Here is a 12251-nt window from a genome sequence, read left to right as displayed (position 1 = left end):
CGCAAGTGCAGGCGCATCGCGGCGTGTCGAGCAGAAAGAAAAAAACGATGCGACGAACCGCCAACAATCAGAACTTGGGGGATTCCTTCGGTGGCGTGTATGGGGTTTCGCCGTCGCCATAGAACCGCTTGCGCGTGGCCTCGGCTACCCGATTGCACAGCACGTCGCCCAGCTTGGGGCGATCTGTCTTGCATTGCTGGCGCAGTTCCTTGAGCCGGTCGGGGTTGGCCGCCAGTTCTTCCACCGTCGGGATATTCGCTTCCGATGTGTTGGCCTTGTGAGGCGTTTCGGACTGGCCGCAGGCAGCCAGCGCGGCCGCAAGCAAGAGCGGGATGATCCTTTTCATGGCGCAGGTTCCTCCAGGGAATCGGAATAATGGCCCGGCTTGGGCCTTGGGGCTTCCGGTGACTCGATGGCCTGCGCACGCTCAATGAACCGTGCAAGCACATCGAACGGCTGACCTTCGGCGTGCAACAGGTAGGTCGTCAGCGGCGGCACACGCAAAGCCAGCGGTCGGGCCACCACGCCCGAGTCAGGATGGGCGGCGATGCGCGCGGCGCCCGTAAACCCAAGTGCGAGGCCAGCCGATACCAGAGCCATCATCAGATCACACGATGCGACCCGCTCCGCAACCAGTGGCTCCATGTCAGCCCGACGCAGCACTCGATCAACGAATTTGGCATGGCCTTCGCACACTTGTGGATCGCATAGAACCAGCGGATAGCGCAGAAGTTCCTCCAAAGGAATGCGCTTGTATGCAAGCAGCGGGTGCCGGGCTGGCACCGCCACTATGAGCGTGTCCCTCCACGCAGGCATGGCAACGATGCCGTCGCCCACTTCGTCGGATTGGGCAAACCCTACGTCGTACAGATCGTCATGCAACCCTTTGATCTGCTGCGACAGCGGCACCTCGAAGAAGCGGATTTCGACCTCGGGTTCTTCTAGGCGACACAACGCCAGCAAGGTCGGCAAGCGCGACGGCGTGATGCCATCCGACAAGGCCACGCGCAACTGCCCATGAAAACCGTTTGCTGCTGCTTTCACGCTTTCACGCGCTTGTTCCAAGGCAGCGAAGACACGGCGCACATGCTCCAAAAACAATGTTCCGGCACGGGTCAGCCGCGTGCTGCGCGTGGTACGGGCAAACAGCAACACGCCCAGTTCTTCTTCCAACTCCTTGATGGCGCGCGACAGTGGCGACTGCTCCATATGCAGCCGCTCGGCTGCACGGGCAAAGTGCAGTTCTTCTGCAACAGCGAGGAAACAGCGTAGATGTCTGAGCTCCATTGCTTTACCTCTTGCCAACGCCTCCTGCCCGATCTTCACGTATGCCTTATGACCGGCAGCAATCTTGAAAAATTCGCATGAGATGCGTAATTATCACCCAAACATGAAAATTTTGTACAATCCTGCCATTGTTTGACCTCCAAGGCACCCACGATGCCCACCGACAACAACGAAGGCGAAATCCTCACCATCAGGCAGGTAGCCGACTACCTGAAGGTCACGGAACGGACGATCTACAGGTTGGCCGGGGCCAAAAAAATCCCAGCCTTCAAGGTTGGAGGGACGTGGCGGTTTTCGCGCGCGGACATTGACAACTGGATCAAGCAGCAGTCCTTGGAAGGACTCGACGCTGCGCGCGAGGGTGTCCACGCGGCCAATGGCCAAACCAACGATGGAGTGCGTAAGTAATGCTTGGATTGACTCTTCGGGATGAGTTTCGGGGCAAGCGCCTCAAAGGGACGGCCATTGAGCTTTCCAACGACTCGAACACGGGTGCTACCCAGATCGCCGCACAGGCATTCTTGGAGATCACCTATCCCACCCACGATCTACTGGAGGGCATCGAAGCCGTTGGCCCCAACCAAGGGCGGCCAGTGGTCGTGATCGGCGAGCGCGGCCTGGGTAAGTCGCACTTGATGGCAGCGCTCTACCACGCAGTCAACGATGCCGCATCGACGGGCGCATGGCTCAACTCCTGGTCAAGCACGTTGGGTGACCCCAGCATCGGCAAGATCGCACTGCGCGATGGCATGTTGGTCATTGGCGAGAGCCTGCACAGGCAACGCTATAAATTCCTGTGGGACCTGCTGTTCGAGCGCCATCCGCGCGGCGAATTCATCAAAGGCAAGTGGGAAGGCATGGGAGCGGCCAAGACCGACATCCCCTCGGACAAGCTCATCATCGAGCTGCTTGAGCATCGGCCTGCGATGCTCCTCCTCGACGAATTCCAGACTTGGTACGACGGCCTGACCAATACCAAGCAGTACCCCTGGAAGCAATGGGCGTTCAACTTCATCCAGATCCTGTCGGAGATCGCCAAAGAGCGCCCCGACCTACTGGTGTTGGTGATCTCCGTGCGCAATGGCGGCAGCGATGCTTACCAGCAGGTGCACCGCGTCAACCCAGTGGCTATCGACTTCAAGGCGGGAGGCAATGCCGAGCGTATCCAGCAGGATCGGCGGCGGATGCTGTTGCATCGCCTGTTCGACAACCGTCTGCAGATTGCAGACGGCACCATCGAATCGCTGGTTGCACAACACGTCTCCGAATACTTCCGCCTGCTGGATGTGCCGCCCGCCGAGCAGGATCGCAAGCGCCGTGAATTCACCGAGTCCTGGCCTTACGCACCGCACTTGCTGCGCCTGCTTGAGGAACAGGTGCTGATCGCCACGGATGCGCAAGAAACGCGCGACATGATTCGCATCCTGGCCAACCTCTACAAGAGCCGGGGCGAAGCGGTGCCTGTGCTCACTGCGGCTGATTTCCGGCTGGATGACGATGCCTCGGGCATTGGAGCACTGCTGGATTCAGTGTCCAACGAACACCACCGCACCCTGCGCGAAAAAGCGCAGCACAACATCATTTCGGTGACGGAGGCGGTGTACGACCACGGCAACCTTGCCCCACACCTGCAAGAAATCCTGAGCGCACTGTGGCTGCGCTCCATCGCCGTCGGCAATCTTGCCGGGGCCGATCCGGCCACGTTGCAGGTGGACATCACCCGCAGCAAGCCGGTAGATGTCAATGCCTTTCAGGTCGAACTGGCGACCATTGTCGAGAACAGCTTCAACATTCACCAGGATGGCCCGAGGTTGGTCTTCCGCGAGGAAGAAAACCCCCGCGCCAAGTTGATGGCCTGCGCGCGCAATGACAAACTGTTCACCGATGGTTCCGATCAGGTGCAGCTTGCCAAGCAGGTGCGCTACGTCATCGGAGGCAGCGATGAGGTCGCTAAAACCTTCCGAGTGATTGCCCTGCCAAAATCGTGGCAGAACGATCCGTGGACATCGCTCGACGAAGCCGAGCAGCCGGAGCGCTGGGATGACCGGCTGCCCATTTTGGTGCTGCCAGAAGAGCCGGAAAAAATGGATCAGACACTGGGCCGCTGGCTCAAGGACCACCTGCAAAAGCGCCGCAACACCATTCGCTTCTTGTTGCCCCGTGCCGGCTCCACCAACGCCTTTCAGGACCGCGACCTCCTCATCCTTGCCCGCGCCGAAATGAAGGCGCAGGAATGGAGTGGGCAGAACCCCGAATACAAGAAACTTCATAAGGAATTTGAAGGCACGCTGCGCGAGAACCTGAAGAAGCGCTTCGATCGGTTTGCCATCCTGCACCGCTATGACCACCAGAACCCGCAGCAATCCCTGTTCAGTGTCGAGCACCTGAAAAAGCAAGGTGCTCAAATCCCCGAGGGCATCGAAGAAACCCTGACCAACGACCTCTTTGTTCCCGAGGATTTCGAAGACCTTGTTCTAGAAGCCGCCTCGGAGAACGCCCCCCTCGGCAAGCTGCTGCGTGAACTGCAAGAGCCTCGCCCTGCGGGTCAGGATTGCATCCCCTGGCTGGGGGAAACCGCGATGAAGGAACGCATCCTGCGCTTGTGCGCGCGCGGCAAGATCGCCATCAACCTGCGCAATCTGGAGCACCTTCAAACCCACGCGGGCGAGGACGAGGAAACTGCATGGCGGCGCTTGCGCCCCAAACTCTCCTACACGGGGCGTCAGCTTGATGAAGTGTTCCTGATGGAACCCTCGGCGGTGCTCGCGACCGGAGGCACCCCGCCACCCGCGCCGCAGCCGCCTGCAGGCGGCAACGGTGGATCGGGCGGCGATACTTTTGGTGGCGGCACTACCACTCCGCCCGTCACCCCTTCCGGTGGCGACAACACTCCCGGCGGTGGCACATCGCCGAATGGCGGCGACATCTTTGGTGGTGGCACAAGTACCACCGCCAAATCACGCACCCCGCTCTCTAACCCGCCAACCTCACCGCTCAACCTAATCGGCAAGCTCGAAGGCTGGGGCATTGGCCCGGCCACGCCTGTGGCAGAAGTCTCGATCAAGGTGTCTGCTGGCCAAAACACGCAGATTACGGGCGCGCAACTCAAGGAACTGCTCAAGAAGCTGCCTGATGGCATGACTTTTGAGCTGAGTCTTGAGAAGGAGGACAACTGATGGCGTTGGATGCTCAAATCTTGCAGCGCCTGACCCAGGACAGTCCCAAAGAAGCGTGGCGCATCATTACCGATCGGGTGTTGGAGATTGCCTCGAAACCGCTGGCCGAAAGCAATGCCCCCAGCGAGGTGGTCAAGCGAGACCGCGAAATTGCCGAGCTCGATTTGTTCCTGGCCTCCAGCGGCTGGGATCTGTGGCGGGTCTTTGGCCAACCCGAAATCTGTGGTGTGGAACGTACCTCAGACCGGCTTGCGCGTTGGTGGAGCGAACCCGGCTATGGCCACAGCGTCGCGCGCGCCGTGCTGATTCTGGATGCCCTCTCGCTGCGCGAACTGCCCTGGCTGCTGCAAGGGGCCAAAGAGCGTGGATTCACCCTGCACACAGTAGGCGCCACAGCATCCGAACTGCCCAGTGAAACCAACCCGTTCGCCCGCGCATTGGGGCTGACCAGCCGCAGCCAGCTACAAGCCAATGGCGGCGGTTTTGCCCACAAGCTGCAACCGGCGCAGACCGAAACCATCGACCTGCCGTGGAAGGACTGCGAGGGCTTGGTGGACAACGCCTCGGGTGCGAAGAATTGGGTGTTCTGGCACCACTGGCCAGACGCCAAGCTGCACGACTACGGCGCGGGCCAAGGTCTGGAACTGCTGACCAGAGATGCCGCGCAGCAACTTTCCAGTGACGACTTTTGGAGCTTTATTGAGCGCCTCGCCACTGGGCGGCGCTTGGTCATCACATCCGATCACGGCTACGCCGCCACGGGCTACTTCCCCGATGCCGATGGTGAGGTTGCCTCGCACCTCAAGCAGACTTTTTCAAGCGGTCGCAGCAAGGCAGGCAATGGCGACGCAGGCCCCTTCGTTCCTCCCGTCGCCTTGCAAATCGACAGCCCGCATGGCGCACACCTGCTGGCGCTGGGGCGCAGAAAGTGGCGCAGCCAAGGCGGCTACCCAACCTTGACGCATGGCGGTCTCTCGCTGCTGGAAGTGCTGTCGCCCTTCGTTGAACTATCGAAGTAGGCCGATATGACAGCGGCCGAATTGCCAGAAGATTTCTTCGCAGACATCCAAGGGATTTTTCGCAAAACCCCGGTGCTGCTCGTCGGCTCTGGCTTCTCCTGTGGCTATGGCCTGCCCGGTATGGGCGCTTTGGCGGAGCACTTGGCAACCGCTGTGCACGATGCCCTGTCCACCGATGGGGCAAGGAACGCCTGGGCGCAATCAGTCGAAGCAATCAAGACAAATCTGGAAGCTGGCCTGAACGGCATTCCGCTTGGCATGGCGGAGTGGACAGAGATCGTATCAGCCATACGCGGAGAAACCGCGAAGCTGATTCTTGATAGAGCCATCGCCGCAGAGACGGAAATTCTTGGCGAAAAGGTCGCCGGTGGCCATGCGCCGTCACGCCTCTTGAACCGCTTGTTTAGTGGCTCTCCGCAGAACACGGACAGCATCCATGTCATTACAACCAACTACGACACGTTGTTGGAGTTGTTTTGTGATCTGGCAGAAATTCCCCTAGACACAGGATTTACGGGGTTCCGTCGGCGTAAGCCGCGTGCCAGGCCGCTCTTCCAAACGCAGTACAGCCGTGTTCTGGTGGCCGAAAAGCGCCAGCAGCAGGTCGATCACCGCATCTGCAAAACAGTTCGTCTATATAAGCCTCATGGCTCAATCAGTTGGTTGACAACGGACGATGGGCCAGTGGAAGCCCTCAACGATGTTTCCATCGCGGAACGAGCCATTGTCGTCCCCGGCCCGTCAAAGTACCAAGACGCACTGGTCAATAGGTTGTTCGACGAAATGCGTACCGCGATGAATGCGGTACTCACCGATGCCCAGGCACTGTTGTGTATCGGATTTGGCTTCAACGACGACCATTTGCAAGGCGTCATCAAGCATCGTCTGGCCGCAGGCATGCCGGCCATCATTGTCACGCGCGATCCGACCCCGAACATTGAAAAACTCCTCGGCGAACACCCCCATGTGATTGCCGTGTTCAAAGATGGGGATGGGGCAGTCTGTCGCTGGAACGGGAATGCACTGCGGTCACCAGAGCCGCTCTGGCAGTTGGATGACTTTCTGAAAAAATTTGTGGAGTGAGGCGAGGATGAGCATTTTCAATTTCACCGACGAGCAGTCATTGGGCGAAGTCCGCAGTGTTGAAACCTCACGGATCACCGTGCGGGTGACGGACGGTCAACGCCTGCAAAAGGCGCGCGTCGGTCGATTGGTCGCCATCCAGTTGATGGGCGATGAATGGCTGATCGGCATCATCGAGCGGGTGTGGCGGCATCCAGTGGAGCTGCCGACGCTGCCCGAAGCTGACCCGTCAGCGGATCTGGCTGCCGTGCCTCAAGAGGAAAACGGCGTGTCGATCAGCCTGGTCGGCACCTATCGCGCCCGGGATGGGCAGCGCAAGGACACTTTCACGCGCGCCGTTTTCATCCTGCCGGAAATCAACCGGCCTGTGTTCCCTATCGAGGAGAAATCTCTCGAAGACTTCATGGGCATCTTGAGCGCGTCATCCAAGGCGGACGCGGCTGCACCGCTCAAGGTCGGCACCTATACCCTGGATGGCAAGGCCAGCGCCTACATTGATGGCGACAAGCTTTTCCAGCGCCATGCCGCGTTGCTGGGCAGTACGGGCTCGGGCAAATCCTTCACCGTCGCCTCCATTCTTGAGCAGTCTGCACAACTGCCGCACGCGAATATCGTCGTGTTCGATCTTCACGGCGAATATTCGAGCATGAAATTCGCCAGCCACTACCGCATCGCAGGCATCGGCGATCTGAAAGCGAAGAAGGACGGCGCCATCTTCCTGCCCTTCTGGCTGCTGAATTACGACGAAATGCAATCACTGTTCGTGGATCGGTCTGAAGAGAGCGCCCCCAATCAGGCCAGTGAACTGATGAAGCAGGTCGTGGAGCTGAAGAAGAAATCCATCGAAGGGCTGGGGAAGCATGATCTGCTCGATGGATTCACAGTGGATACTCCGGTGCCCTATCGGTTGGCCGATCTTATTGAGGCTATCGCAGAAAAAGACAAGGAGATGGTGCAAGGAAGCAAGGGAGAAAAGCAGGGGCCGCTTTTCGGAAAACTGACGCGATTTCTGAACAGGATCAGTGTCAAAACGAAAGACCGTCGCTATGCCTTCATGTATCAAGCTCCAGCAGAATACGAGACTTACGAGGCGCTGCACCAGCTAGCCGAAAAGCTGCTCGGCACCGGCATCCAGCAAGATGGCATCAACCCCGGCATCAAGATTGTCGATTTTTCGGAGGTGCCCTCGGACATCCTACCGGTCGTCGTTGGTCTGGTTGCGCGAATCGTCTACCAAATCCAGTTCTGGAGCTCACCAGGGACGGATGGTGATGCCCGCCATCCTATCGTGCTCGTCTGTGATGAGGCACATCTCTACTTGCCAAGCGGTGCTGCCTCCATTGGCCCAATGGAAAAGCGCGCCCTGGAAAACTTCGAGCGCATCGCCAAAGAGGGACGCAAGTACGGTGTTGGGTTGATGGTAGTCAGCCAACGCCCCTCGGACGTCAGTACAACTATCCTCAGCCAGTGCAGCAACATCATCAGCTTGCGCCTGGCCAACAAAACCGATCAGGCAGTGGTCAGGCAGCTCCTGCCTGAAAGTCTGGAGGGGCTGATGGAGGTGCTGCCGACGCTGGACGTGGGCGAGGCTGTAGTGGTGGGCGACGCCACCTTGCTTCCGACCCGCATCAAGATGTCCAAGCCCAAACACGAACCACGCAGTGCAACGATTCCCTTTTGGTCGCGCTGGGCCACGCCCAAAGCAGAAGTTGATTTGGTTGCTGCGGTAGAAAACATGCGCAGGCAGTCGCGCGCACAAGAAGATTAAGGACGCTTGAATGGCCACCAAAAAAGAACTACTTGCACAGCAAGTCGCCAAAGCCGTCGGTGCAGGAAAGGCAGTCGCGCTGGAAACCGTCGATTTCAACGACCCCAACCGCCCCAAGACCTGCCTTGAGGTGGATTTCCCTGTCCTCCCAATCAATGAGATTGCGAAGGTCGAGACTGCATCAGGAGCAGGCAGAAAACCGATATACACGATGACGAAGTGGTGGGCGCGACGTCCATCAAGCGTGTTTCGGAGCTTGCTGATCGCAGCAGCGACGAAAGCCCCGGACGATCCATCGGAATCGGCAAAATTAGTCTGGGACAACTACTACGCCAACCACCAGAAGAAAGGCGCATTCAAGCACCTAAAGGTGGCCGACATTTTTATGGGTGAACCGCCCCGACTTTCTTGGAGGCCATTTGGTTTGAGTCAGGCCGCTTTGGCCTGACCGGCTTGTTGCCGATAGTAAGCTGCTTCGGCTTCTGCTGGCGGGATGTATCCGATCGGCCCCAGCAGTCGTTGATGGTTGTACCAGTGCACCCAGTCCAGCGTGGCCAGTTCCACCTGCTGGCGGTTGCGCCACGACCGCCGATGGATCACCTCGGCCTTGTACAGCCCGTTGATCGTCTCGGCCAGCGCGTTGTCATAGCTGTCGCCCACGCTGCCCACCGACGGTTCGACCCCGGCTTCGGCCAGTCGCTCGCTGTAGCGGATCGACATGTATTGCGACCCGCGGTCGGAGTGATGGATCAACTCGCCCTCCCGTTGCCGGGCGTGCAGGGCTTGCTCCAGTGCGTCCAGAACGAAGTCGGTCGTCATCGAACTGGACACCTTCCAGCCCACGATCCGACGTGCGTACGCGTCGATCACGAACGCCACGTACACCATGCCCTGCCAGGTCGAGACATAGGTGAAGTCGCTCACCCATAGCGCGTTGGGTCGATCGGCATGGAACTGCCGGTTCACCCGGTCCAGCGGGCACGGTTGCGCCTTGTCGCTGACCGTGGTCTTCACCACCTTGCCGCGGATCACGCCACGCAGGCCCAGCCGACGCATCAGCCGTTCCACCGTGCACCGGGCCACCTGCCAGCCTTCCCGCAGCAACTGCCGCCACACCTTGCGCACCCCGTAGACCTGACGGTTCTCGTCCCAGACCCGGCGGACCGCCACCTCCAGTCCCTGGTCCCGCCACCAGCGGTTCGGATTGCGCTCCGGATCGGCCTCACGGACCGCATGGTTGTAGTACGTCGACGGAGCGATCTGAAGTACACGGCAGATCGGCTCGACTCCGTAGGCGTGACGGTGTTCGGTCACGAACCTCGTCATGGCTTGAAGTGGCGGTCGAGCTCCGCCTGGGCAAAATATGCTGACGCCTTGCGCAGGATCTCGTTGGCCTGCCGCAGCTCGCGGTTCTCCCGCTCCAGCGCCTTCATCCGCGCCCGCTCATCGGTCGTCAGGCCCGGCAGCTTCCCCTGATCACGCTCGGCACGCCGCACCCACAACCGCAGCGTCTCGGCTGTGCACCCGATCTTCCCGGCAATCGACTCGATCGCAGCCCACTGCGAACCGTGACCGTCCTGGTGCTCCAGCACCATCCGCACCGCCCGATCCCGAACTTCCGGGGAATATTTCACTGGCTTGTTCATGACTCCATCCTCTCAAGAGTTGGAGCCTCCAGGAATCCCGGGGCGGTTCACCTTGAAGCGCCCTGCCCGTATCAAGCGCCTGCTGGATGCGCCACGCTGGGATCTGGTGGTGTTTGACGAAGCGCATCACCTGACTGCCCACCGCACGGGCGGCAAGGTGCGCAAGACGGAAAACTACAAGCTGGCCGAAGCGCTGAAGGATCACGCGCGGGATCTCTTGCTTCTGTCTGCTACGCCGCACCAAGGCAATCACTTCCAGTTCTGGATGCTGGCGCAGCTTTTGAACCCCACGCTGTTTGGCAGTCCCGAGGACATGCTGGAAAATCGCCATCGCCTGAACACGGTGATGTTCCGCCGTACCAAGGCCGATGCCTGCCAGCCCGATGGCTCACCGCTGTTTGCCCGGCGCTGGGTGCATACCGAGTCCTTCCTGATGAATCAGGAGGAGCGGCTGTTTTACGAGAAGCTGCGCGAATACCTGGAAGACGGGTTCGATCTGGCCCGCCGCCAGGGCAACCAGGGGCGCGCACTGGGCTTCTTGATGGCGATCTTCCAGAAGATCGCGGCATCGAGCTTTGCTGCCGTGCGCCGCACGCTCAAGCGCCGCTTGTTGATGCTGACGCTGCACGAGGCATTTCTGCGCGACAAGGAGCTGGACATCGAAGGCCGCGAACGCCTGACCGAGGAAGCACGCGAGCTGATTCACGAGGAATTTGGCTTGCCGCGCGACAGCGTTGGGCGCAGCGAGGTGGATCGCGTGTTGGCGGACCTAAAGTACCGGCTGGTGAAGAAGCTGGATGAAGAGGCGCTGGAAATGGCCTCCGACCCCTATGGCAGCGAGTATTCGGCTACGCACGCCGAGGAGGCAGCGTCTGCTGTGGTGGATTTGCATCTGCCCGAGGAGCGCCTGCGCATTGGTGAATTGCTGCGCATCTTCCCGCAGCAGCGCGAGACCAAGGCACAAAAGCTGCTCGATGGTTTGGGGCATCTGTGGCGGCAGAACGCCAATGAAAAGATCGTGATCTTCGCCACCTACCTCGGCACGGTCGATCTGATTGCCCGCGAAATTGAACAGGCTTATCCCGGCCAGGGCGTGGTGGTGCTGCGTGGCGGCGATCACGGTGCCAAGCTGGCAGCAGAGCGGAAGTTCCGCCTGAAAGACGGGCCACGTGTGCTGGTGTGTACAGCGGCTGGCCGCGAGGGCTTGAATCTGCAATTTGCGCGCATTCTGTTCAATTTCGACCTGCCGTGGAACCCGATGGACATGGAACAGCGCATCGGGCGCATTCACCGCTATGGACAGAACCACACGGCGCAGGTCTACAACCTCGTGCTGTCGGACACCATCGAGGGGCGCATCTTCCTGCTGCTGGACGAGAAGTTGACTGAAATTGCACGCACGGTCGGCAAAGTCGATGACCAGGGCAATGTGGCCGAAGACCTTCGGGCGCAGATTCTGGGACAGCTTTCCGAACGGTTGAACTACGACCGCCTGTACCAGGAGGCGCTGTCTGACCCTGAACTGAAACGCACACAGGTGGAGCTGGAAGCGGCACTGTCCAATTCCCGCGAGGCACGGCAGGTGGTGTTCGACCTGTTTCAAGACCTTGACGGTTTCAGCCTCGATGACTACCAGCCCTTCTCGGATGTGTCCTCCAGCCTGGATCGGCTGGTGCGTTTTCTGTCGGCGGCCGTGGCAGACCGCCAGCAGAAGCTGCTGAAGGTGGACGAAGAAACCTACGACCTTGTGACAGTGGATGGCACGCGCCGTGCACGGTTCACACTGAACCGCGATACCGCCACCAGCAGGGACGATCTGGAACTGATTGGATTGGATCACCCCTTGGTACAGGAAGAGCTGGGCCGCTGGCGCAGCGTGACGCCCGAAGACATCGGCTTTGCGGTGGCTGGGGATGTTGACGAGCCGGTGCTGCTGTCCTTGTGGATGGTGGAGGCATCTGCCGGCAACGGTGAGCGCCGTGTGGTGGTGCAGCCCATCGCAGTCAAGCAGGACGGGACACGGGTGCCGACTATTGAGCGGCAATGCGAACGGTATCTGCAAGCATCGGCGATCTCGCCGAGTTTTACACCGGAGCAGCGGCTGGCGTTGTTTGCCCACACCGTGGAGCCAACGTTGCAACGTGAGTTGAAACACAAGGGCGCGGCCAATGGAGATGGCAGCTATTCGGCCGAGCTGATTGGATACGTTGAGGTACTGAAAACGCCCGATTGAAGCAGAAGGGCCACGCTGAATCCGAGGGCGAGAGAATTT

Annotated in this window: 10 protein-coding genes and 1 other annotated feature; of the genes, 7 read left to right on the top strand and 3 right to left on the bottom strand. The window is 59.8% G+C overall.

Annotated elements, in window-relative coordinates:
• Positions 1-67: 67 nt before the first annotated feature.
• Entirely contained in the window at positions 68-346 is a 279-nt protein-coding gene (locus ACVOLZ_RS02615) for an EexN family lipoprotein (protein ID WP_023127547.1), read from the bottom strand.
• Positions 343-1287, bottom strand: a complete 945-nt coding sequence (locus ACVOLZ_RS02610; protein ID WP_023127548.1) for a LysR family transcriptional regulator — start codon at positions 1285-1287, stop codon at positions 343-345. Before ACVOLZ_RS02610 ends, ACVOLZ_RS02615 begins: the two co-directional genes overlap by 4 nt.
• Before the next feature lie 153 nt (positions 1288-1440).
• On the opposite strand from ACVOLZ_RS02610, the gene ACVOLZ_RS02605 reads away from it, so the two are divergent.
• The 6 genes from ACVOLZ_RS02605 to ACVOLZ_RS02580 are packed head-to-tail and all read left to right on the top strand — an operon-like array spanning position 1441 to position 8781.
• The gene (locus tag ACVOLZ_RS02605) at positions 1441-1695 is read left to right on the top strand and encodes a helix-turn-helix domain-containing protein (protein WP_023127549.1); all 255 of its coding nucleotides are present in this window, start codon (positions 1441-1443) and stop codon (positions 1693-1695) included.
• A complete protein-coding gene (locus ACVOLZ_RS02600) occupies positions 1695-4463 on the top strand; it encodes a DUF499 domain-containing protein (RefSeq protein WP_053506168.1) in 2769 nt (922 codons plus the stop codon). Before ACVOLZ_RS02605 ends, ACVOLZ_RS02600 begins: the two co-directional genes overlap by 1 nt.
• Entirely contained in the window at positions 4463-5482 is a 1020-nt protein-coding gene (locus tag ACVOLZ_RS02595; protein ID WP_053506169.1) for a hypothetical protein, read from the top strand. The genes ACVOLZ_RS02600 and ACVOLZ_RS02595 overlap by 1 nt, the downstream gene beginning before the upstream one ends.
• Before the next feature lie 6 nt (positions 5483-5488).
• A complete protein-coding gene (locus ACVOLZ_RS02590) occupies positions 5489-6565 on the top strand; it encodes an SIR2 family protein (RefSeq protein WP_070207186.1) in 1077 nt (358 codons plus the stop codon).
• Between the two features lie 7 nt (positions 6566-6572).
• A complete protein-coding gene (locus tag ACVOLZ_RS02585) occupies positions 6573-8333 on the top strand; it encodes an ATP-binding protein (RefSeq protein ID WP_053506349.1) in 1761 nt (586 codons plus the stop codon).
• Between the two features lie 10 nt (positions 8334-8343).
• A complete protein-coding gene (locus ACVOLZ_RS02580) occupies positions 8344-8781 on the top strand; it encodes a DUF1156 domain-containing protein (protein ID WP_084738887.1) in 438 nt (145 codons plus the stop codon).
• On the opposite strand, the gene ACVOLZ_RS02575 is transcribed toward ACVOLZ_RS02580, so the two are convergent.
• Positions 8763-9979 (bottom strand): IS3 family transposase gene (locus tag ACVOLZ_RS02575; RefSeq protein WP_425505389.1). Its coding sequence is split into 2 segments (ribosomal slippage): positions 8763-9694 and positions 9694-9979, totalling 1218 coding nucleotides; the frame shifts between segments, so codons are not numbered across the junction. The two genes, ACVOLZ_RS02580 and ACVOLZ_RS02575, sit on opposite strands and share 19 nt — an antisense overlap.
• Positions 9585-9701, bottom strand: a sequence feature (AL1L pseudoknot). Its footprint overlaps the gene before it by 117 nt.
• Positions 9980-10031: 52 nt before the next feature.
• On the opposite strand from ACVOLZ_RS02575, the gene ACVOLZ_RS02570 reads away from it, so the two are divergent.
• The gene (locus ACVOLZ_RS02570; RefSeq protein ID WP_481514917.1) at positions 10032-12212 is read left to right on the top strand and encodes a helicase-related protein; all 2181 of its coding nucleotides are present in this window, start codon (positions 10032-10034) and stop codon (positions 12210-12212) included.
• Positions 12213-12251 lie beyond the last annotated feature (39 nt).

The sequence above is a fragment of the Stenotrophomonas sp. STEN020 genome (genome assembly GCF_056760195.1).
This window is presented reverse-complemented; position numbering and strand designations above follow the sequence as displayed.